At 67.5% G+C, this 22,290-nt stretch carries 19 protein-coding genes; 3 read left to right on the top strand and 16 right to left on the bottom strand.

The window, feature by feature from the left end; genetic code table 11:
- Window positions 1-163: 163 nt before the first annotated feature.
- The gene (locus MUK71_RS05560) at window positions 164-1,108 is read left to right on the top strand and encodes a hypothetical protein (protein ID WP_227928964.1); all 945 of its coding nucleotides are present in this window, start codon (window positions 164-166) and stop codon (window positions 1,106-1,108) included.
- 112 nt (window positions 1,109-1,220) lie between these two features.
- On the opposite strand, the gene MUK71_RS05555 is transcribed toward MUK71_RS05560, so the two are convergent.
- From MUK71_RS05555 to MUK71_RS05520, 8 genes are all read right to left on the bottom strand, one after another.
- Window positions 1,221-3,215 (bottom strand): glycoside hydrolase family 2 protein, encoded by a 1,995-nt coding sequence (locus tag MUK71_RS05555; protein ID WP_227929047.1) that lies wholly within the window; start codon window positions 3,213-3,215, stop codon window positions 1,221-1,223.
- A 5-nt stretch (window positions 3,216-3,220) separates the two neighbouring features.
- The gene (locus tag MUK71_RS05550) at window positions 3,221-4,624 is read right to left on the bottom strand and encodes an MFS transporter (protein ID WP_227928963.1); all 1,404 of its coding nucleotides are present in this window, start codon (window positions 4,622-4,624) and stop codon (window positions 3,221-3,223) included.
- Between the two features lie 68 nt (window positions 4,625-4,692).
- Window positions 4,693-5,481, bottom strand: coding sequence for a CPBP family intramembrane glutamic endopeptidase (locus MUK71_RS05545; RefSeq protein WP_227904343.1), 789 nt, complete (start codon window positions 5,479-5,481; stop codon window positions 4,693-4,695).
- A 195-nt stretch (window positions 5,482-5,676) separates the two neighbouring features.
- Entirely contained in the window at window positions 5,677-6,906 is a 1,230-nt protein-coding gene (gene hutI / locus MUK71_RS05540; RefSeq protein ID WP_227928962.1) for an imidazolonepropionase, read from the bottom strand.
- Window positions 6,903-8,312 (bottom strand): formimidoylglutamate deiminase, encoded by a 1,410-nt coding sequence (locus MUK71_RS05535; protein ID WP_227928961.1) that lies wholly within the window; start codon window positions 8,310-8,312, stop codon window positions 6,903-6,905. Before MUK71_RS05535 ends, hutI begins: the two co-directional genes overlap by 4 nt.
- Complete coding sequence (locus tag MUK71_RS05530; RefSeq protein ID WP_227928960.1) at window positions 8,309-9,514, bottom strand: allantoate amidohydrolase; 1,206 nt, start codon at window positions 9,512-9,514, stop codon at window positions 8,309-8,311. Before MUK71_RS05530 ends, MUK71_RS05535 begins: the two co-directional genes overlap by 4 nt.
- A gap of 10 nt (window positions 9,515-9,524) precedes the next feature.
- The gene (hutU, locus tag MUK71_RS05525; protein ID WP_227928959.1) at window positions 9,525-11,210 is read right to left on the bottom strand and encodes a urocanate hydratase; all 1,686 of its coding nucleotides are present in this window, start codon (window positions 11,208-11,210) and stop codon (window positions 9,525-9,527) included.
- A gap of 126 nt (window positions 11,211-11,336) precedes the next feature.
- The gene (locus MUK71_RS05520) at window positions 11,337-12,209 is read right to left on the bottom strand and encodes an IclR family transcriptional regulator (protein WP_227904338.1); all 873 of its coding nucleotides are present in this window, start codon (window positions 12,207-12,209) and stop codon (window positions 11,337-11,339) included.
- A gap of 164 nt (window positions 12,210-12,373) precedes the next feature.
- Between MUK71_RS05520 and hutH the strand changes: the two genes are divergently transcribed.
- Together hutH and MUK71_RS05510 are read left to right on the top strand one after the other, a co-directional pair.
- A complete protein-coding gene (gene hutH, locus MUK71_RS05515; RefSeq protein ID WP_227928958.1) occupies window positions 12,374-13,945 on the top strand; it encodes a histidine ammonia-lyase in 1,572 nt (523 codons plus the stop codon).
- 96 nt (window positions 13,946-14,041) lie between these two features.
- Entirely contained in the window at window positions 14,042-14,341 is a 300-nt protein-coding gene (locus MUK71_RS05510; RefSeq protein WP_227928957.1) for an acylphosphatase, read from the top strand.
- A 242-nt stretch (window positions 14,342-14,583) separates the two neighbouring features.
- Here the strand turns inward: MUK71_RS05510 and MUK71_RS05505 are convergent, their stop codons facing one another.
- The 8 genes from MUK71_RS05505 to MUK71_RS05470 all read right to left on the bottom strand — a co-directional run bounded on the left by MUK71_RS05505 (window position 14,584) and on the right by MUK71_RS05470 (window position 22,232).
- The gene (locus MUK71_RS05505) at window positions 14,584-15,555 is read right to left on the bottom strand and encodes a hypothetical protein (RefSeq protein ID WP_227928956.1); all 972 of its coding nucleotides are present in this window, start codon (window positions 15,553-15,555) and stop codon (window positions 14,584-14,586) included.
- A 185-nt stretch (window positions 15,556-15,740) separates the two neighbouring features.
- On the bottom strand, window positions 15,741-16,856 hold the full coding sequence (locus tag MUK71_RS05500; protein WP_227928955.1) for an NAD(P)/FAD-dependent oxidoreductase: 1,116 nt from the start codon (window positions 16,854-16,856) through the stop codon (window positions 15,741-15,743).
- Window positions 16,853-17,653 carry a hypothetical protein gene (locus MUK71_RS05495; RefSeq protein WP_244802832.1) on the bottom strand — a complete coding sequence of 267 codons (801 nt, stop codon included), beginning with the start codon at window positions 17,651-17,653 and terminating at the stop codon, window positions 16,853-16,855. Before MUK71_RS05495 ends, MUK71_RS05500 begins: the two co-directional genes overlap by 4 nt.
- Before the next feature lie 6 nt (window positions 17,654-17,659).
- Complete coding sequence (locus tag MUK71_RS05490; RefSeq protein ID WP_227928953.1) at window positions 17,660-18,562, bottom strand: aminoglycoside phosphotransferase family protein; 903 nt, start codon at window positions 18,560-18,562, stop codon at window positions 17,660-17,662.
- Window positions 18,563-18,627: 65 nt separating this feature from the next.
- Complete coding sequence (locus MUK71_RS05485) at window positions 18,628-19,281, bottom strand: bifunctional 4-hydroxy-2-oxoglutarate aldolase/2-dehydro-3-deoxy-phosphogluconate aldolase (RefSeq protein WP_227904332.1); 654 nt, start codon at window positions 19,279-19,281, stop codon at window positions 18,628-18,630.
- 6 nt (window positions 19,282-19,287) lie between these two features.
- Window positions 19,288-20,433 carry a galactonate dehydratase gene (gene dgoD / locus MUK71_RS05480; protein WP_227904331.1) on the bottom strand — a complete coding sequence of 382 codons (1,146 nt, stop codon included), beginning with the start codon at window positions 20,431-20,433 and terminating at the stop codon, window positions 19,288-19,290.
- 3 nt (window positions 20,434-20,436) lie between these two features.
- The gene (locus MUK71_RS05475; RefSeq protein WP_227904330.1) at window positions 20,437-21,312 is read right to left on the bottom strand and encodes a carbohydrate ABC transporter permease; all 876 of its coding nucleotides are present in this window, start codon (window positions 21,310-21,312) and stop codon (window positions 20,437-20,439) included.
- A complete protein-coding gene (locus tag MUK71_RS05470) occupies window positions 21,309-22,232 on the bottom strand; it encodes a carbohydrate ABC transporter permease (protein ID WP_227904329.1) in 924 nt (307 codons plus the stop codon). The genes MUK71_RS05475 and MUK71_RS05470 overlap by 4 nt, the downstream gene beginning before the upstream one ends.
- Window positions 22,233-22,290: the final 58 nt, after the last annotated feature.

The raw sequence follows: 22,290 nt of genomic DNA, 5'->3' as shown, positions 1-22,290 counted from the left end.
GTTTTGCTGCCGGTTTGGGGTTTTCCTGCCGGTCTGAGAATTCCCTCCGCTGCAAAGTGGCAGGAATTTCCCAAACCGGTAGATTCTCTCTCCGAGCCGCAGGTTTTCCACATTTGAGCCTGGTTCGCTCGCATCTACGCCACCGCCCTTCCACCCTGAAGGCGTGAATCCCGAGCTCATCTTCGCGGCTGACGCCGATTCCTTCGGCTCAGGCCGCCGTTCCCTTGCCCTGCAGTGCCGGGCGGGGCAACTGGTGAGGCTTCGTGCCGGGATCTATATCGACGTCGAGGTATGGCGACAGCTCCGTGCCTGGGAAAAAGAGCGGGTACGTATCCAGGCAGCATCACAACAGGTGCCCGGGCAACGCGTCCTCGTCCAGCAGTCCGCCGCCGTCATTTGGGGGCTACCGGTGATCGATTCACCACCTGAGGTGCTACTGCTGGCTTCCCCGTCCTCCCACGGCCGGCGCCGGGGCGGTCTCCACTGGACGGAACGCAAGCTGCTGGAGCCGCTCGATGTTGTGGAGGGAATGTCGCTGACCTCCCGTGCACAGACCGCCCTGGACATGGCCGTGTATCTGGCTTTCGAGCACTCGGTTCCGGCTATGGACAGTGTCCTGCGCCCGCACCTGGTGCACGGCCGCCCAGCCACGAACAAAGACGAGCTGGAAAAACTGGCTCGGAACCTGCCCGACATGGCCAAACAGACGAGGGCCCGGCGCGTAATCGACTTTGCCGACCCCCGGTCCGAGTCCCCCGGGGAATCGTATTCACGTGCAGTTCTGCACCGCCATGGTTTTCCGGTTCCGGAGCTTCAGTATGAATTTCTTACTTCAATGGGTCGCTTCCGAACAGATTTTTATTGGAAGGACCAGCGGGTGGTCGGAGAATTCGACGGTGCAGTGAAGTACGGTGCCAACGGATCCGTACTCCCTCCGTCGTGGGACACGCTGATGCAGGAAAAGCGCCGGGAAGACGCCATCCGTGCAACCGGGGTCGCTTTTGTCCGCTGGTCCTGGCGCGATATCCGCATGCCGGCGCAGCACCCGGAGAGCCTGGTCCACCGGCTGATCCAAGCTGGCCTGTCTCCAACCCGCCGCCAGCGCTGAATTCTCTGCCGGTTGGGAATTCCCTGCCGTTTTGGGAATTCCCTCCGCCGCAAACTGGCAGGGATTTCCCAAACCGGTCGATTGTCACGGACCGCAGCAGAAAACCCGCCGGTCACTGCCCCGCAGCACGGATCAGCCGGGCATTAACCTCCCGCAGCGTCCCGGCGTCGATCTTCAGCACCGCCCGGTCATAGGTGAGCAGCCCATTGACCTCGTCCTCGACGTCGGTGAGCTGGGTATAGACCGTGGCCGCGAGGCCGCGCGCCACCGCCGGTTCGATCTGCCGGGTATGCAGCCGGCGGTAAGCACGCTGCAATGCCTGCCTGGTCCGGAAGCTCCGATAGCCGAACTCCTTGGTATTGAACGTGTGTCCGGGGATGCGCAGGCTGTAGCCGCCGTATTCGGAGAGGACGACGGCGCGGCTGCCTCGCAGCCAGGCTTTCCGCAACCGGAACGGCAGGAAATAGACGTGCAGGCTTTTCATGTCGCCGCCACCCTGGTCATGCCAGCCGCTGGCATGGTCGATGCTGCGGGTGGGATCCAGCCGGCGCAGCTGCGCGGTGACCGCGTTGGCGTCGAACTGGCCCCAGGCTTCGTTGAAGGGCACCCAGACGGCCAGGCTGACAGTGTTGCGGAGCAGCTCCACCGTGCCGTGCATCTCCGCCAGGAACTCGGCCCGTCCGGCTTCCTCATCACGGCCGAAGGCAAGATACGCGTTATCCCGCCGGTGCGTCCCTGCCACGGCAGGAGCGGTGACCACCGAATGCCGGTACGTGGTCCCGCCGTTGACCAGATCCTGCCAGACCAGCATTCCCAGCCGGTCGCAGTGGTAGTACCAGCGCAACGGTTCAATCTTGATGTGTTTGCGCAGCATGGTGAAGCCCAGGTCTCGTGCCCGTTCAATATCGGAAGCCAGCGCGGCGTCCGACGGCGCGGTGTACAGCCCGTCCGGCCAGTAACCCTGGTCCAGCAGCCCGGCATGGAAGTAGGGGTGGCCGTTGAGCAGCAACCGCAGCCGCCCTGCGGCGTCAGGACCCATGCCGAAGGTCCGCAGCCCGGTGTAGCTCTGTACCCGGTCCACTTCGCGCCCGCCGTCGAGCAGCCGCACCTGAACGTCATAAAGAAACGGGTCCTCCGGGGTCCACAGGTGCGGGTGGGGAATGGCAAGGCGCAGTGGAACACCGGGGACGACGACGGCGCGCGCCACAGTCTGTCCAGCCGCGGAGACGGTGATCTCGGCGCTCAGGTCTGCTCCGCCTGCCGGGGTTCCGGCTTCGGAGGGCACGGCCACTCCGGCACTGCTCAGGTCCGCTCCCCCGGCCGGGGTTCCGGCTTCGGAGGGACCGGCCACTCCGGAACCGGTGTCCTCGGATTCACCTCCGTTTGCGGCGCCGGAGCCCGTCCCCGCCGCATCGGCCTCGATACTGCCATGCCCGGTGCTGGCGGTGCCCGCCGTACCGGCATCGCTGACCTGCACGGTAACCGTCACCGAGTCCAGATCCGGCACCAGGGCCAATCCCCCAATGGATTTTCCGGGCACCGATTCGAGCCACACGGTCTGCCAGATGCCGGACTGCGCCGTGTACCAGATGCCGCCCCGGTCCAGCTTCTGCTTGCCGCGGCTGTGGTAGCCGGTGTCGCTGATGTCCCGCACCCGGACCACGAGCTCCTGCTCTGCGCCGGATTGCCCGGCCAGCGCCTTGGTGACGTCCAGGCTGAACGGCAGGTAGCCGCCGTCGTGCCCGCCTACTGGAACACCGTTGACCGTGACGGTGCAGCTTTGGTCCACGGCGCCGAAGTGCAGCAGCACCCGCTCCCCCGCCAAGCCTGTGTCCCCGGCGAAGTCCGCGGGCAGGATGAACGTGCGCCGGTACCAGAGCGCCTCCGAAGGCTGCAGCTGCCGGCCGACGCCGGACAGCGGTGCCTCCGGGGAGAACGGCACCAAAATCTGCCCGTCCCACGCCTCCGGCGACTCTTCGCGTCCGCCTGCAGTGATGGCGTATTCCCAGTACCCGTTCAGGTTCAGGTAGCTGTCGCGCACGAGCTGGGGCCGGGGGTATTCCTGCAGCACGGCGGCCGGATCCAGGTCCGTTCCCCACTCGGTCATCAGTGTCACTGGGCTGTGTTCTCCTTCTTTTCGGCAGTTTTTTGCCCGGCCCCGGTTGCCGGCCCGGATGCCGTACCGGCGGCAGGCGGGTGCTGGGTGTCGTGCAGAGTGTTCAGCCGGTGCAGCAAATACACCGGCACTATGGTCAGCAGGGCCACTGCGGCGGCGGCCAGGAAAATCCACGGGGTGGGCACCTGGCGGAGCACTCCGAGGTCCAGATAGGTTTCATTGGCCCCGATGATCACCGCCGAGCCGATGAACGGCCCCACCACCATGGGGATCATTACGGCGAAGATCATCCGCAGGCCCTGCACGTTACCGGCCCGTCCGGGCGGAGTGAAATCCCGGACCGAGGCCATCACTGCGGCGGTGGCCAGCAGGAACCCGGCCATCATCACCGTCCCGGCGAGCATGACCGGTCCCTGGCCGCGGGCGAAGAACATACCGGCCGCACCAACCACCATGACTCCGGCGGCGGGCAGGATGGCACGGATTTTCCCGATCCGGTCGATCAGCCGCCCGCCGGCCACGCTGGCAACGGAAGCCGCCACCAGGACCACGGCCAGGGGCAGGGCGTAATTCTCAATCCGCAGGAAACGCTGCAGGTAGATGATCAGGTACGGCAGGAAGATCTGCGCTGCGATGCCCAGCACGGCGGCGGCCGCCAGAACCAGGTACAGCCCGGGCGAGTCCCGGACCGCTGAGGGACGCAGGCCGTGCACCAGGGACCGCAGGTAGTTCTCCGCCCCCGGGGCAGCGTCCGGGTGCTCACGGACCAGAAACCAGGACAACACCCCCACAGCTGCCGTTGTCAGCCCGATGACGGCGAAGAACTCCTGCCACATGCCCGCGCGCGTCATCCCGTCGAGGGCGCCGAAGACCACCAGCATGGACAGCAGCGGCATGATCGACAGGACCGAATCCACGCGGCCCCGGTTGGCCGGCACCGTGGAATCGGTGACCCAGGCGTTGAACGCGGCGTCGTTGGCGCCGGAGCCGAAGAAGGAGAGCAGGCAGTCCAACGCCACCACAGCGACGACGGTCAGCACCACGGCATCCCGCGCCGGCCCCAGCGCAGCGGCGGCATCCACGGAGATGAACCCGAACGCGGCGGTGCAGCCGCCCCAGAGAACATAGCCGGTGGAAATGAAGATCCGCCGCCGGCGCAACCGGTCCGAGGCGGAGCCGACCAGCAGGGAGGCAACCGTGGCGGTCACGGCGCTGGCGGCAACCATCCCCGCCAGGACGGTGGGGTTGTCGGTGATGGTGTTGTAGACGAACACGTTCAGGTACATGTTCTCCACGGTCCAGGCCAGCTGGCCGGTCAGCCCCAGTATCACCAGTGCCGCCCAGGTCCGTCCGCCGAGAGCCGCCGTCGGCCGATCCGTGCGGGGGCGAAGCGGTGGCATGGGACTCCTCATCGGCGGGGGTTGTGCTGCACCATACCAGCAGCTTGTGCCCGGACCGGGCAGGCGGGTCAGTTCCCTATTCCGATGGCCGGCCCGAACAGGGCAAAACCGACGAATCCGGTAATGTCCACCAGCGCGTGGGCGATCACCAGTGGCATAACCCGTTTGGTTTTCAGGTACACGAAACCGAAGATCAGCCCCATCAGAAAGTTGCCGATCCCGGGGCCGATCCCCTGGTACAGGTGGTAGCTGGCCCGGATCAGGGCGCTGGTGAGGATGATGGCCGGCGCGCTCCAGCCCAGCTGCCGCAGGCGCAGGAACAGGTAGCCCACCACAATCACCTCTTCGAGCACCGCGTGCCTGAGTGCCGAGAGAATCAGGACCGGCAGCGTCCACCAATAGGTATCCAGTGCGGCGGGGACCAATGCCGTGGTGATGCCCAGGGCACGGCCGGCGGCGTAGACACCCAGGGTCCCTACACAGATCAGCGCCGCCAGTCCGGCGCCCAGCAGGAAGTCGTGCACGGGCCGGGCGAAGGTGAAGCCGATCCGCCGGAACGCTGATTTCCCGGGCTCGGTCAGCAGGTACAGGACCAGTGCCACGGGAAGCAGGGAGAAAAAAATGCCCAGCAGCTGGTAGGTGAGGTCGAACCAGGGCTGTTCATCCAGCACCGGGTTCAGTGTGGTGGTCTGGGAACCAAGAGGCGCTTCGGTGGCCTTCTCGATCAGCTCGACGACGGCGTAGACGCCGGAGCGGCCCAGGGACAGCCCCAGCACAATCAGGATCTCGAAAACCAGCATCCGGCGGGCCCGGGGGTCCAGGGAACCGTCCGGCGCGGAAGGGAAGGCAGCGCGCATGGACTCCATTGTGCCGGAAGGGGTCAGACCCGCATCGAAAAGGCACGATTTACCGTTTCGGGAATCGAAACGGCACGATTTACAGGTTTCGTCCGTAAAAACGGTAATTTGTGACTTCTCGATTCGCCGGCGGTGCGTCAAGCGCCCTCAGCCCGCATCCCGCAGCCCCGGTCAGCGACGCACCCCCGCCGGAAGTCAGCCGCGGACCGGCTCCCCGGCCCTAAACACCATGCCGGTCAGGGGCATGCCGGGCCGGTAGGCCAGATGGGCAGCCGAGGGCGCGTTCAGCAGCTGCAGATCCGCGCGGTGCCCGACGGCGAGGGACCCCACCGCCCTGGCGCCGTCCCGGTCCTCCCCGGTGTGCACCCGCAGCGCCAAAGCACCGCCGAAGGTCGCTGCCCGGACGGCTTCGGCCACGGTCAGCCCCATCTGCAGCACCGCCGTTGCGACGCAGAAATTCATTGAGCTGGTGAAGGAGGTGCCCGGATTGCAGTTCGATGCCAGCGCCACCTGCACCCCGGCATCCAGCAGCCGGCGGGCCGGGGCCAGCGGCGCACGGGTAGACAGGTCGCAGGCCGGCAGGCAGGTTGCCACAGTGCCCGGGGTACCCGTGCCGGCCGTGCTGTCCCAGTCGGTCCAGGTGCCGGCGAGCGCCGCCACGTCGGCGTCGGAGAGGTGGTTCACGTGGTCCACGCTGGCCGCGCCAAACTCCGCTGCCAGGGCGGCACCGGCACCGGGGCCCAGCTGGTTGCCGTGGACGCGCAGTCCCAGCCCGGCCGTCTGTCCGGCGGCCAGGACGCGGCGGGACTGGTCTGCGGTGAAGGCTCCTTCCTCGCAGAACACATCGATCCACTGCACATAGGGGCGGACGGCGGTGAGCATCGGTCCGCAGACCAGCTCCGTGTACTCCTCCGGATCGGCTCCGGGCGGAACCAGATGTGCGCCGAGGAACGTGACCGTGTCCGCCACGGTGGACGCGATCCTGGCACTGCGCGCCTCCTCCTCCACGGTCAGCCCGTAACCGGTTTTGGTTTCCAGGTAGGTGGTGCCGCCCGCGGCCGCTTCGGCCGCCCTGGCCATAAGCAGCCGGGTCAGGTCATAGTCCGACGCCGAGCGGGTTGCTTCGGTGGTGACGGCAATCCCTCCGGCGGCATACGGCTCCCCCGCCATCCGTGCCTCGAACTCCGCACTACGGTCCCCGGCGAACACCAGATGGGTATGCGAGTCCACCCAACCGGGCAGCCCGGCCCGCCCGCCGGCGTCGAGCACCTCATCCGCCGCCGGCGCCTGCGGTGCGGGACCGATCCAGCTGATCCGCTCACCCTCAAACGCTATGGCGGCGTTGCGGAGCACCGGGTCCGGGCGGCGGTGGTCCTGGGTGGACAGCTCGCCGATGTTGGTAATAAGAAGGGAGGCCGGTGTCACGGGCGGGCACGTCCTTGCGGGTCGGGTAGGGAATCCGCCGCCGCCAGGGCGCCGGCGAGCAGGGCTGCCGGATCCCCCAGCACGGCGTGGTGTCCGTCCCGGGCGAGGATCCGCCCCGCCACCACGACTGTACGCACATCCGCAGCGGTGGCCGTCAGCGCCAGCTGCTCCGGCCGGCTTCCGGCGGTGCGGACCGAAGCCGGGTCCATCACCATCAGGTCACAGGCGTTTCCGACGGCGAGTCCCGGCGCAGGCCTCCCCATCGCCCGGGCACCGGCGTCGGAAACGGCCCGGTGCAGAAGGGCCGGGGCAAACCTGCCGCGCTCCCCCGAGCCAAGCCGCTCCCCGTACTCCAGGGCGCGCATCTCCTGCCACGGATCGACGACGGCGTGCTGGTCAGTTCCCAGCGCAATCCCGGCTCCGGCGTCGCGCAACCGGGCAGCGGGGCCGATACCGTCCGCCAGGTCCGCCTCCGTGGTGGGGCACAGCACCACGGTGGCTCCCGCCCCGCCGAGAATGCCGATGTCCTCCCCGCTCAGATGGGTGGCGTGGACCGCCGACAGCCGGCCGGTCACCAACCCGTGTTTATGCAGCAACCCGGTGGGAGTCATCCCGGTAGCCGCCAGACATGCCTCGTTTTCCGCCGGCTGTTCGGAGAGGTGGATGTGCAGGGGCACCTCCGGGTCCAGGCGGGAAGCCACCGCGGCCAGGGCGGCCTCCGGGACGCCGCGGACCGAATGCAGGGCTGCGGCCACGCTGATCTGCGCCGGATCGAAGTCGTTGGCAAACGCCGTGCGGAGCGATGCCAGCCGGGTGAGCCAGCCGTCTGCGCCGGCATCCCCGAAGCGCAGCTGTTCGGCGGACAGGGCGGTGCCGAATCCGCCCGAGAGGTACGCGGTGTCCAGGAGGGTGAGCCGGATGCCGGTGGCGAGGGCGGCGCGGGCCAGGGCGCGTTCCATCGCGTGCGCAGGGGCGTAGGGGGTGCCGTCCGGGTGATGGTGGAGGTAGTGGAACTCCGCCACGGAGGTCCACCCGGTCACCACCATCTCGGCGAACACCGCCGTGGCGAGTTCCTCGTACAGCTCCGGGGTGAGGACCGCGGCGGCGGCGTACATCTGCTCCCGCCAGGTCCAGAAGCTGCCCGGGCCGCCGGCATGGGTGCGCCCACGCAGGATCCGGTGGAAGGCGTGCGAGTGGGCGTTGGACGCGGCCGGGAAGGTCACCCCGGGCAGCACCCGGTCACCCCCGCGCGCCGCCGTACCGGTTTCGACGGCGGCGATGCAGCCTGCGCCGTCGACCTCCGCCCGCACGCCCCGAGATATCCGCCCGCCCAGCAGCGCCTGTTCGCACCAGAAGAAACGCTCCACCGGAAGGTCAGCCCATACCCCGGCAGCTTTGCCGCTCACAGCAGGTCCGCAAGGACATCGGCCAGTGCTGCGGTTCCCGCTTCCGCGTCAGCCGGTTCCACGTGTTCCTCCGGCGAATGCGAGATGCCGGTGGGGTTGCGGACAAACAGCATCCCGGCAGGGACGTGGCCGGCGAGGATCCCTGCATCGTGTCCGGCGCCGGTGGCCAGCACCGGGGCTCCGGGCAGGAAGAATTCCAGGCTGCGCCGGAGCATGGGCTCAAACTCCGTTGTCCCGGTCCATGACTCGCGTGAGAGGGTCACGGTGCAGCCCTCGAATGCAGCGATCTTTTGTGCCTTGCCGTGGATGGTGTCCACCAGTTCCAGGGTGACGGTGTCCCGGGGGTGCCGGGCGTCCAGCCACAGGTCCACCCGGGAGGCAATGACGTTGGTACCGCCGGGCACGGGGGAAATCCTGCCCACCGTGGCCCGGGCGCCGTCCACCGCGGCGGCGGCCTGCTGCACGGCCACAATAATGTGCGCTGCAGCAACCATCGGATCGGCACGGTCGGCCATCGCGGTGGTGCCTGCGTGGTTGCCTTCTCCGCGTATGCTCAGCCGCCAACGGCCGTGGCCCAGGACTGAACCGCCGACGGCGACTGCCGGGCCGCCGTCGCCCAGTCCCCTGCCCTGCTCCACGTGCAGTTCCACGAAGTCCCCGATCCTGGCCAGGGCCTGCTCGTCCCGGCCCAGCCGGTCCGGGTCCAGCCCGTGGGCGCGGACCGCCTCGGCGAAGGTGGTGCCGTCGGCGTCACGCAGGTTCCGTGCAGTATCCGGATCGATGGCGCCGGTCAGGAGCCGGGAGCCCAGGCACGCAACGCCGAACCGGGATCCCTCCTCCTCCGGAAAGACGGCAACCGCCAGTGACCGTCGGGGCTGCACGCCGCGGCTGCGCATCAGGTCGACGGCCGCGAGCGCCGAGGCGATCCCCAGCGGACCGTCGAACGCGCCGCCGCCCGGAACGGAGTCCAGATGGCTCCCGGTGACCAGTGCCCCGGCCTGCGGCGGCCCCCACCAGGCCCAGAGAATCCCGTTGCGGTCAGTCTCCGTATCCAGTCCGCGACGCTGCGCCTCGGCGGTGAACCAGCTGCGCAGGTCCAGTTCGGCGGTGGAAAATACCGGACGGGAGTAGCCGCCGCGCCGGCGGTCACGGCCGGTGTCCGCGATCGCTGCGAGCAGTGGGTTAACGCCGGAGCTGTCCATGGTCCGGACCCTATTCGTTCATGGGGATTCGGATGCCGCGCTCTGCCGCGACATCGTGCGCCCGCGCGTATCCGGCGTCGGCGTGGCGCATCACTCCGGTGCCGGGATCATTGGTGAGCAGCGTTTCCAGCTTGCGGGCGGCCAGCTCGGTGCCGTCCGCCACGCCTACCTGGCCGGCGTGGATGGACCGGCCGATCCCCACACCGCCGCCGTGATGCAGCGATACCCAGGTGGCGCCGGAAGCCGTATTGAGCAGTGCGTTCAGCAACGGCCAGTCCGCAATGGCATCCGACCCGTCTGCCATGGCCTCGGTTTCCCGGTACGGGGAAGCCACGGAGCCGGAATCCAGGTGGTCGCGGCCAATGACGATGGGCGCGCTGACCCTGCCTTCGGCCACGAGCCGGTTGAACAGCAGGCCGGCTCTGGCCCGCTCCCCGTATCCCAGCCAGCAGATCCGTGCCGGCAGTCCCTCGAACTCCACGTGTTCGGCGGCGGCGTCGATCCAGCGGTGCAGCCGGGTGTTCTCCGGGAACAGCTCCTTGATGGCTGCGTCCGTGACGGCAATATCCGCCGGGTCGCCGGAGAGCGCCACCCAGCGGAACGGGCCCATCCCCTCGCAGAACAGCGGCCGGATGTAGGCGGGCACAAACCCGGGAAAGTCGAAGGCGCGGGCGTAACCGCCCTGGCGGGCCTCGTCCCGGATGGAGTTGCCGTAGTCGAAGACCTCCGCCCCGGCGTCCTGGAAGCCCACCATGGCCGCGACCTGGCGTGCCATGGACTCACGTGCCTGTTTGGTGAATCCGTCCGGGTCCGCTGCCGCTTCGGCGTGCCAGCGGTCCACCGGGATGCCTGCCGGCAGGTAGCTCAGCGGGTCGTGGGCCGAGGTCTGGTCAGTGACGATGTCCACCGTAATCTCCCCGGCGTGACGGCGCCGCAGCAGCTCTTCAAACACCTCGGCGGCGTTGCCGACCACGCCCACGGACAACGCCCGCTTTTCGGTCCGGGCCGCCATTACCCGGGCGACGGCGGTGTCCAGGTCCGGTGCCACCTCGTCCAGATAGCGCTTGGCGGCACGGCGCTGCAGCCGGGTTTCGTCCACGTCCACAATCAGCACCGCTCCGCCGTTCAGGGTCACGGCCAGCGGCTGCGCACCGCCCATTCCACCGCACCCGCCGGTAAGCGTCAGCGTTCCGGCCAGGGTGGCGTTGCCATCCCCGAAGAGTTTGCGGGCCACGGCACCGAAGGTTTCATACGTGCCCTGCAGGATGCCCTGGGTGCCGATGTAGATCCAGGACCCGGCAGTCATCTGCCCGTACATCATCAGGCCTTCAGCTTCGAGCCGGCGGAACTCGGGCCAGGTGGCCCAGTCCCCTACCAGGTTGGAGTTGGCAATCAGCACCCGCGGGGCCCATTCGTGGGTGCGGAAGACACCCACCGGCTTGCCGGACTGAACCAGCAGCGTCTCATCCCCGGCCAGGGTGGACAGGGTCGCGATGATGGCGTCATAGGCTTCCCAGCTGCGCGCTGCGCGCCCGGTACCGCCGTAGACCACCAGGTCCGCCGGCCGTTCCGCCACCTCGGGGTCCAGATTGTTCATCAGCATGCGCAGCGGCGCTTCGGTCTGCCAGCTTTTCGCAGTGAGACGGGTACCCCGGGGTGCACTGACCTGCCGGTCCGGATCGGATGTGGTTGCCATAGCCAGACCGTAGCCCACGGGCTTTCCCATGCCGCCTCCGGAGCCATCGCTTTCTGGGATACCAGACAGCACCCGTTCCGGGGATCGGTGCCCGTGATTGCCGGGCTTCCGGGCAGCGCCCCGCCGCTACGGTCCGGCAGGGGCGCCGAGCCGCCGGGAGATTTCAACAGCGCAGCGGTTCAGTTCCGGCAGGTATTCCTCCGCCAGGGCCTCGACGGCGGCAGCCGGGGCGGCGGAAACGGACCTGGCGGGGGCAGCGTGTCCGGCGGGGGCGGAGTGGCCGGGCCGGTCGGGCAGGGCGCTTGGCCCGGGCACGGCATGCCGGGTGGGCACCGTCACCGTGACACTGGCCACCGCATGCCCGGCACGGTCCAGGACAGGTACGGCCAGGGAGGAGAAGCCGTCTGAGACCTCGTCCTCCTCCCACGCGTAGCCGCGCTCCCGCACCTGTTCCAGCAGTCCGCTCAGGGAGGGACCCCCCGTGCGGGAGGACCGCATCACGTCCGCTTCCGGATACAGGGCCCGCAGCTGGGACTGGTTCATCGGGGCCAGCATGGCCCGCCCGCTGGCGGTGCGGTGGGCCGGAAGCCGCACCCCGGCGTCGGTCACCAGTGGGGGCTGCCGCGGCGCACGTTCCTCGATCACGTAGATAACGTCGGCTCCCTGCAGCACCGCCAGATGCGCCGTGGCCCGGGTGCGGGTGACGAGCTTCCGCAACGGAAATCTCCCGATGCGCTGCAGAGGCGCCTGCCGGGCGTATCCGGTGCCCAGTTCATGGGCGGTGGCACCTAGCGCATACTTGCTCTCCTCCGGCAGGTGCACTGCAAAACCGTCGGCCACCAGCGCGGCAAGCAGATGATAGGTAGTGGAACGGGGCAGGGAGAGATCCCTGGCCACGGCACCGGCGCTGACCGGCCCGGCCTGCCGGCCAAGGTAGCGGAGGATGGACAGGACCTGCGCCGCCGCCGGGACCTGGACGCGGGAATAACTGGCGGACATGGGCTGAGTCTAGGGCAGTGTCTGGTATCCCAGAAACGGAATGCGCCCGGGACGTAGGTTTGGTGCCGCAGCGGTGGTGAGATGGAAGCTCGCAGCATACCGGCCGGGACTGCACGGGCAGCCGGCATGGAAACGGAGAGTTTTCTCCGCGAGGACGGAGAGAAATGCACGTTGAACAGGGCCTTGAGGCCGTTGAGCTGGGGACCGGGCCGCTGGCGGCGCGGGACATCGTGGCGGTGGCCCGGCACGGGGCCAGGGTGGATCTTGCCCCCGAGGCGCTGGCCGCCATGGCCTCCTCACGCAGCGTCATCGACAACCTGGCAGCGGATGACAAACCCCACTACGGTGTCTCCACCGGGTTCGGCGCCCTGGCCGTCAAGCAGATCCCGCCGTACCAGCGGACCCAGCTGCAGCGCTCACTGATCCGCAGCCACGCGGCGTCGTCGGGCGCTGAAGTGGACCGCGAGGTGGTGCGTGCGCTCATGCTCAACCGTCTCTCCACGCTGGCTACCGGCCGAACGGGCGTACGTCCCGGGATTGCCCTGGCCTACGCCGGACTCCTGAACGCCGGTATCACCCCCGTTGTCGGTGAATACGGTTCGCTGGGATGCTCCGGTGATCTGGCACCCCTGTCCCACTGTGCCCTGGCCCTGATGGGCGAAGGGGAGGTTCGGACGCCGGATGGCCGGATGCTCCCCGCGGCGACAGCGCTCGCGGACGCCGGACTCACTCCCGTGCAGCTGAGGGAGAAGGAAGGCCTTGCGCTGATCAACGGTACGGACGGAATGCTGGGCATGCTGACACTGGCGCTCGCGGATCTGCACCGCCTGCTGTCCACCGCGGATCTGGCCGCAGCCATGAGTGTTGAAGGGCTGCTCGGCAGCGACTCGGTGTTCGCGGCAGACCTTCAGGAACTGCGGCCGCAGCACGGCCAGGCCGAGTCCGCCGCCAACATCCGGTCCATACTCGCCGGTTCGGTGCTGATCGAGGAGCACAAGACCGGCGGTTTCACCCGCGTGCAGGACGCGTATTCGCTCCGTTGCGCTCCCCAGGTCCATGGCGCTGCACGGTCCACGCTGGCCCACGCGGAAAGCGTGGCCGCCGCTGAGCGCGCCTCCGCCGTCGACAATCCGGTGGTGACCCTGGACGGACGGCTTGAATCCAATGGCAACTTCCACGGTGCGCCGGTGGCCTATGTGCTGGATTTCCTGGCCATTGCCGTCGCTGACGTGGCTTCCATGAGCGAACGCCGCACCGACAGGTTCCTGGACAGGTCCCGCAGCCACGGACTGAATGCCTTCCTCGCCCACGACCCAGGGGTGGACTCGGGACACATGATCGCCCAATACACGCAGGCCGGCATCGTCTCCGAACTTAAGCGGCTCGCGGTTCCGGCGTCCGTGGATTCCATCCCGTCCTCGGCCATGCAGGAGGATCATGTCTCCATGGGCTGGGCTGCGGGGCTGAAACTGCGCCGTGCGCTGGACGGACTCACCCGGGTACTCGCCATAGAGCTGCTGACCGCCGCCCGCGCACTGGACATGCGCGACGGCGGACTGGCCACCACACGCAGCGCCCCCGCCGTGGCGGCGGGCCGGGCCGCGATCCGGGAGGTCGTGGCCGGTCCGGGACCGGACAGGTACCTTGCCCCGGAGATCGAGGCGGTACGGGTCCTTGTGGACGGCGGCACCCTCCTGGCTGCCGTGGAGGACAGACTGGGAACCCGGCTGTACTGAGTTTTCCCTGATTCCGGGAGAACGGGCGTGCGGTGGTATGCCCGCGCTAGGCTGTGCGGATGAATAAGTGCGGATGAATAAGCAGGAGCGTCGCGGATGAATGAGCAGGATCGTCCGGAAGGAACTGAGCGGCGACTGACCGCCCGCGTCACCGGCGATGTGCAGGGGGTGGGGTTCCGGTACCGGGCCCGGGGCCGTGCCGTGCAGCTGGGCCTGACCGGGGTGGTTTCCAATAAGCCGGATGGATCCGTGCGGTTGGTTGCCGAGGGCCGGGAGCCGGCTCTGGACGGACTCCGGGAGTATCTGCGCGGCCCGGAAGCACCGGGTGTGGTGACCGGCGTCGAAGAATCCTTCTCACCTGCCACGGGCGAATTTCCCGATTTCCGGGCGGAATAGCCCCTGGTTTCCCTGCCACGTCGGCACCGGAAACAAACACCCGTTAAAAGGAAAACGCCGGCAGACTTGGGGCTGGTTGGGGGAAACAACCCTAGTCTGCCGGCGCCGGACCGGTCACTACTCGGTCCATTCATCACTCGCACCCTTATGAGGTACTAACTACGATAAGCGGCCCGTCTGGGTAGGTGCTGAAGACAACCTGACAACTACCTGAGTATTCAGGGCCCTCTGGCCCTCCCCGGTCAGGCGGCTGTGAGTTCCCGGTCGGGCTGTCGCACGGCGGCGGTGCGGACCGGACCCGCAGTGAAACCGCAGGACGGTGCTCCTTCCAGGCGCGGCAGGATTTCCTGCTCTGCGGTGCGGATGCCCGGAACGCCCATGACCGGCGCCGGAGCGGATATGTTTTCCCGCGGAGCGCTGCCGGTGTCCTTCCGGACGGCTGTACCCGCGGCCCCCGTGTTAGCGGCCGGTCCGGAAGGGGGAACCGTTCCCGGTTTCCCCTTCCCCGTGCCCGCGGCTACCCGCTCAGCCCGGGGTGTGTTCCCCGCGGCCCCTGCTCCTTTGCCAGCAGAACCGGGCTTCCTGCCGCCGGAGCTCTTCTTCGGCGTGGTGTTCGCTGCCGCGCCTGCACCCCGCGTGGCAGTCTTGGTGGCCGGGCGCGACTTACCTGCCTGTGCCTTCTTGGGCTGGGCCGGCCGCTTCGTCCCGGTCTTCTTTTTGGTGGCGGATTTATTCACCGGGGACTTGGTTTTCGCCGGCGAGACGATTGCAGCAGCTGCGGCTGCGGACTTTTCGGCTGCTGCGGCGGAGGTCAGGGCGGCCGTCCGGGCAGCGAGGGCAGCGGCTACGTCAAGGGCGTCGACCGTCTGCGGCATCCGCACGGACACGGCGGGACGGCCAGCCGGTGCGGCGGGACGGAGCGCAGCCATGATTTCCTCGGTGGCCGAACGCGTGGTGTCAACAAAAACGGCTGCGGCGTTGTCATCCGGCATGGTTTCCACCCGCTGGCGTGCTGCCCGGGAAACGTATCGGTAAATTGCCGTGATGACCACCAGGAGGGCGGCACCCGTGCCGTAAAGCAGAATCAGGGACAAGGCCAGGGAGGTGGTTCCGCCGGAGAAGAAACCGACCCCGATAATGGCCAGAACCAGCCACAACGTACTGATAATTGTCAGGATCGAACGGACCCGGATGTAGAGGGGACGCTGCTGCACGCCAACAACTTTTGGCGGCAAGAAATCTGGCACTGAGACTGACCTTTCGGGCACTGAGTTTTCGATGCGTAGGTGTTTTCGCCGGACGCGCTTGATACCTACAACTCTAGGCATCTCTTGGTGCCCTAACGACCATACGGAGGGCCCTTGGCTGATTCGTTACAGCGGAAACAGTGAGATCTTGGTCACACTGTTATCCGGGCCGGGCTCAGTGTCCTGCTGAGCGGGTTTTCCGCTTCGGTTCCCACCAGGATTCCGGCTGCGAGCTCGGCAATGCCGGAGGAGGTTTGGAATCCGTAACCGCCCTGTCCGGCGAGCCAGAAGAAGCCCTGCACGGCCGGATCCGGGCCCACCACGGGCAGCCCGTCCTGAGTTTCGGTGCGCAGTCCGGTCCATGCCCGGGACACCCCGGTAATACCCATGGTCGTGACGCTGTTGACCAGTTCCACCAGCGCCTGCACATCGGTTGGCCGTGGCCGGGCATCCTCGGCCACGCTCGGTTCGCTTTCGGACGGCGAGATCAGCACCTGCTGCCCTTCGGGGCGGTAGTAGAAACGGTCTCCTGCATCGGCGACCATCGGTGCCCCTTCCGCCAGGGGCCGCTCGACGTCTACGACGGCGGCTGTCCGGCGGAATGGCGTCAGCCCCAGCGGGCGGGCACCGAAAATCTCCGCGATGCCGTCTGCCCAGGCACCGGCTGCGTTGATCACCGTTTGGGCGCGGAACCGGCTCCCCTGCGCCGCTACCTCCCATAATCCCGCGGCCGGACCTTCCCTCCGGCCAGCCTCCCGGACACGCTGTCCGGTCATGATGCGCCCACCGGCGGAGCACAGGCGCTGCCGGTGGTATTCGAGCAGCGCGTCCGTGTCGCAGGCTACCGATGTGGTGTCCAGCCCGGCGGCCGTGAAGGCTCCCGGTTTCAGCTCCGGGGCCAGCCCCAGCGCCTCCGCCGGCATGACGGGATGCATGTGCGTACTGGCCCGGTCCCGGACGGATTCCTCATCACCGATCAGCAGGAAACTGCGGGGGGTCAAAACAGGTGCGGACAGCTCGGCTTCCGCGCTTCGGATCAGAGCCAGCGTCCGCAGGGTCAGGTCCTGGACCGGGAGCGGTCCGTAACTGGGGATCAGCTGCCGGGCGGACCGGGAGGAGGTGTGATAGGCCAGTGTCTGTTCCGCTTCCACCAGCACCACGTCCGCCCCGTGGGCGACGGCCAGTTCGGCGGCCAGGGAAAGGCCCGCGATCCCACCCCCGATCACCAGGACATCGCAGGAAACCGGTGTGTTCGGCGGAACGGTCATGGAGAGGTCCTTTCAACGGTGAGGAGGGTGGCGTCATCGGCGCTCTCGCCGGTCCCGGCCTGCAGGCGGCGCAGCGCCAGTAGCATTTCCTGGGCCGCCAGCGGCGACCGTGCCGCCTGCAGGAATTCGGCCGGTCCCTGCACAATGCCCAGGTCCACCGCCCGCCAGGCTCCGTCGGAGGCCAGAACCATCCGTCGGGGAGGGCCCAGACGGACCGTGCGCGCCTGATCGGCGGCCTCCACCTCGCGCCGGGCCACCCACAGCCGTCCGGGTGTATTGCGCAGTTCCCTGTCACGGATCCGCAGTTCCCGTTCCCGGAGGGGGTCGGCGGATTCTTCCGGGCGGATCCGGATGTCCGCGGGTTCGTGCGTGACGTGGGCTGTGGAGCCGTCCTCCAGCTCCACCACCGCATGGCAGTCAGCCAGGGCCAGCACCTCAACCCCCTCCCCCGTGAGCTGGGCCAGGCACATCGCTGCCGACGGAAAGCGGACTCTTTCCCCGCCGACCAGGCTGGCGGCGAGCTTGTCCATGCGGCCCAGGGCATCGGCAAGGACTGCCGGTGCACTGAGGTCCGCGTTCCCCGTCCCTTCCGCGGCAACGGCGGCCTCGGTGAGCAGCCGGTCCAGTTGCCGGGCATACCAGGACGGGTCGGACGGACCCGGCAGGCCGAGCTGGGGAAGCAGCGAACTGGCGCCGTCGAGCACCCACGCCGTTGCCCCGGCGAAACCGCATTCATCCTCCTGGACGTGGTCGTCCCCCTCGATCGAAATCCGGACCGAGTGTTTCCAGCTGCCCATCCCCACTTAGGGTGTCCCTTCTCTGTCATTCGTAAGGATCTCCATGAGGGTCTCGGACCCCAGCAGGTTCAATCCGGGTGCGTCATCGGAGTTGGCCAGCAGGACGGTCGCGAGGCAGACCGCCCACCCGCGGGCACGCTGCCAGATATGCGGGTCGGCATCGTACTGCGGCCCCAGTGCGGCACGGAACGCCGTCCGGCCCGCGGCGTCGAACACCAGCCACGCTGCGGCCAGGTCCGTGGCCGGATCCCCGGCGGTCAGGTCACCGAAATCGATCACTGCCTGAAGTGCCTGGTCCTTGGAGACGAGGTTCGCGGCATGCAGGTCCCCGTGCAGCCAGAGCGGAGGCCCGGGCCAGCCGGGCGCCTCACGTGCCTCTGACCAGACTTCCCGGACCCGAACCGCGTGCGGGACCATGCCGGTGTCCAACCGCTCCTGCACTGATCTGTCCCGTTCCGGCAGCGGCCCGCCCCGGAACGGATTCCGCGGGTAGTCCGGCGGCGCGGGCCGGTGGAAGGCATTGAGGAACGAGGCCAGGCCGTCCGCCAGGGCTGTGTTGCGGTCCCGGGGCTGCAGGGAGACGTCCTGCCCGTCGAACCAGCGGGTGATGCTCCACGGCCAGGGGTAGAGCTCGCAGGGTGTGCCGGAGAACAGCGGAGCTGATGTCGTTATGGGAACCTCGGCGGTCAGCTGCGGCAGCCACTGCTGTTCATTGGCCGTCAGCCCCGCTGCGGACCGGCGGCGTGGCAGGCGGACAGCGTAGTCGGTGCCCAGCCGGTAGATGTGGTTGTCCCATCCGCTGCCGGCTACGTGCAGCTCGAGGCCGGCCAGGTCAGGCCGCTGTTCCCTTATCAGCTGCCCCACCAGTGCGGGGTCGGCGGAGATCTCAGCAGCGGGAAGGTTGGCCATTTCGAAAGCCTACCGTCAGGCCATGCCGGCCGTCTGCCGGAAAGCGGAGATGACGCCGGCCCGCACTATGCGGACGCATCCATTCGGTCAGGGCCTGCAAGCTCAACGAAGTTCCGCGCCCGCTCGCGCATAGCCGCCAGGTCCCCATCCTGGGTCGCGGCGTTGCCCACCAAGGGTCCGCCCAAGCCAAGTGCCACGGCTCCGGCCTGGAAGTATCCCGGCGCGTCTGCCAGCCCCACTCCCCCTACGGCAATAAAGGGAATCCGTGGCAAAGGGTCCCGGAGCGCCTTCAGGTACCCCGGTCCGCCGGCCGAGGCAGGGAAGAGCTTTACCGCCGCCGCACCCTGCGCCATGGCTGCCACCGCCTCCGTGGCTGTGTAAGCGCCGGCCAGTACCGGCACATCCAGCCGGACGGCTGCTGCGACGGACTCCGTAACTCCCGGCGTCACTATGAACCGGGCACCGGCCGCCGCCGCATCGCTGGCCTGCGCCGCGGTAATTACAGATCCGGCACCCACCCAGTGTCCCGGCGCACTGCCGCCGCCAAGGGTCTCGATTGCCTCCAGCGCCCCCGGGGTTGTCAGGGTGATCTCCACATAGGAGATACCCTCCTCGAACAGTGCCCGGGCGGCGGCGACGGCGGCCTTGCCGTCCGTCCCCCGGATAATCGCCACCAGCCGCCCCCGAAGCAGGGCGGGCAGGAACTCGTCAGTTGTCATTTCTGCCTACCATTCCGCGAAGGAGCCGTCGCTGTGCCGCCAGACCGGTCCACGCCAGGCGTGCCCGCGCTTGTCTGCGGACCGCACCGCTTGTTCATCCACTTCAATCCCCAGGCCCGGACCCGTCATTCGTTCGATATGCCCGTTGATGAAGGCAAACGGAGCCTTGTCCACCACATAATCGAGGACCTCGGCGCCCTGGTTGTAGTGAATGCCGATGCTCTGTTCCTGGATCAGGAAGTTCGGGGTCGCGAACCCCACCTGCAGGCAGGCTGCCAGCGCCAGCGGCCCCAGCGGGCAGTGCGGTGCCAGCTGGACGTCATAGATCTCGGCCAGGGACGCGATCCGGCGCACCTCCGTGATGCCGCCGGCATGGGAGAGGTCCGGCTGCGCCACCGCAATTCCGGCCTGGAGTACGGGGAGGAACTCCTGCCGGCTATAGAGCCGTTCACCGGTGGAGACGGGAATACTGGTGGCGGCGGTGACGGACTGCAGCAGGTGCGGGTTCTCCGGCAGGACCGGTTCCTCCAGGAAGAATGGCCGGTAGGGTTCCAGCAGCGGTGCAACCCGGCGCACATTAGCCACCGAGAATCGGCCGTGGAAGTCCACCGCCACGTCCCGGCTGTCGCCAAGGACCTCACGTGCGGCTGCCACCCGGCGGACGACGGCGTCCAGTTCCGCCACGGTGGCCACGGCAGCCATCCTGCCGCTGGCATTCATTTTGACCGCGGTTAGTCCTGCGTCCATCTGCGCACTGATGTGGTCTGCCACTTCACCGGGATCATCACCTCCCACCCAGCCGTACATCCGGATCCTGTCCCGGACGTGACCACCCAGCAACTGATGTACCGGTGTGCCGAAGTGTTTGCCGGCAATATCCCAGAGCGCCTGGTCCAGTCCGGAGACCGCGCTGGCCAAGATCGGCCCGCCCCGATAGAAGGACCCCTTGGTCAGCACCTGCCAGTTGTCCTCGATCCGCAGGGGGTCCCGTCCCATCAGGAGCTCGGCCAGCTGCTCCACGGCTGTCCGGACCGTTTCGGACCGGCCCTCGCAGGTGGCCTCGCCCCACCCGACGATGCCTGAATCGGTTTCCACCCGGACAAACAGCCAGCGGGGCGGCACCATAAAAGTTTCTACCCGGTCAACCCGCATGTGCTATCCCTTCGTGGCCCCGGCCGTCAGCCCGCTGACCACATATTTTTGTGTGAACAGGGCTATGACCATGATGGGAATCGTGACCACTGTGGCTGCTGCCATCAGCCCGCCCCAGTCGATGCTGGCGTAGGAGACAAAGTCGAAGATGGCCACCGGCAAGGTCTTGGTGGACGCTCCGGAGAGCACCAGGGCAAACATAAAGTTGTTCCAGGAAAAGATGAAGGCGAGGATTCCTGCCGTCATGATGCCCGGCAGTGACAGGGGCAGCGTGATCAGCCGGAACGCGCCGATGGGTGAGAGGCCGTCCACCTGCGCCGACTCTTCCAGCTCCACCGGCAGCGAGTCGAAGTAGCTCATCATGATGTAGACGATCAGCGGCAGGGCGACGAACATGTGGCTGAGGATCAGCACGCTGAAGCCGCCCACCATCCGCAGGTTGGAAAATACGTAGTACCAGGGCACCAGCAGGCTCACGCCCGGGATGATCCGGGCCATGAGGACCACCAGCGCCGAGCGCTGCATGGAAAACCTGCTCATGGCATACGCCGCCGGTACCCCCAGAAGCAGGGAGAGCAGCGTGGAGGCAAAGGCCACCCAGAAGCTGTTGAAGATGAAGACGAAATAGTTGTTGCGCTGCAGGACATTGGAGTAGTTCTCGAATGTCGGCGTGAAGACCAGGGATTTTGCCGCGTCATAGATGTCCACGTTGGTCTTGAAGGAGGCGAGCACCATCCAGGCGAGCGGTGCCAGCAGCGCCAGGACCACCACCACCAGCGCGCAGACGCGGAAGGCCTTGTAGGCCCGGCTGCGCAGCGGCTTCCGGCGCGGAGCCAGCACGGGGGCAAAGGACTCGGGAAGTTCGGTGACGGTGCTCATGGGGTTCCCTTCCGGCGGCGGGTCAAAAGGAACATGATGCTGACAATGATCAGGAAAAACAGGATCAGCACCGTGGATGACAGCCCGTACTTGTTGTAGTCAAAGCTCAGCCCGTAGGCGTAGATGTTCAGGGTTTCCACTTCGTTGAACGAGCCTCCGCCCTTGCCTTTCGTGGCATAAAGGATGTCGAAGGTTTTCAGGGCGTCGATGCTGCGCAGCAGCACGGCCACAATGACTGTCGGCATCATCAGCGGCAGGGTCACGTACCAGAAGCGCTGCCATGCGTTGGCGCCGTCAATCCGGGCAGCTTCGTCGGGTTCCTCGGACAGCGAGGTCAGCCCGGCAAGCAGGATCAGCACGATCATCGGCGTCCATTGCCAGATGTCGATAAAAATGGTGGTCGGCAGGGCGCTCTCGACGCCGGACAGCCACGGCTGCGGCGGGATGCCCACCCAGCCCAGCATCTGGTTGGCGAATCCGATGTTGGGGTCGAAAATCAGCCGCCACATCATGCCCACCGCAACCGGCGTGGCCACCAGCGGCAGCAGGATGGCCACCCGGACCCATTTTTCGCCGCGGAACGGACGCCACAGCAGCAGGGCGATGCACATACCCAGCACCATTTCCACTGCGAGGGCCGTGACCGTGAAGTAGGCGGTGCGGCCGGCGGCCGGCCAGAACCGGTCGGTGTCAGTGAGGACGCTCAGGTAATTCTCCAGGCCGATGAAATCGGAATCGGCGCGGACGGATCCCGAAGCATCGGTCAGGCTTAGGTAGACGGTCCAGGCGACGGGAAAAATGATGAGGATCCCGACGAAGATCATCGCCGGAGCAGCGAACAACCATTTGCGGTGGGCGTTCGCCCAGTCGGAGAAGGACTGCCCCGCGGTTTTCCTGGCCGGGGCGGTGGCAACGGACATGTTTTCGCCTTTGAAAGCAGGTACGGGAGGAAGGAACCCGGGCTGCCGGGCAGGCCGG

This window comes from Arthrobacter zhangbolii (assembly GCF_022869865.1).
Classification (GTDB): Bacteria; Actinomycetota; Actinomycetes; order Actinomycetales; family Micrococcaceae; genus Arthrobacter_B; species Arthrobacter_B zhangbolii.
Note: the sequence above shows the minus strand (reverse complement) of the source record. Positions and strands in the feature narration are given on the sequence as shown.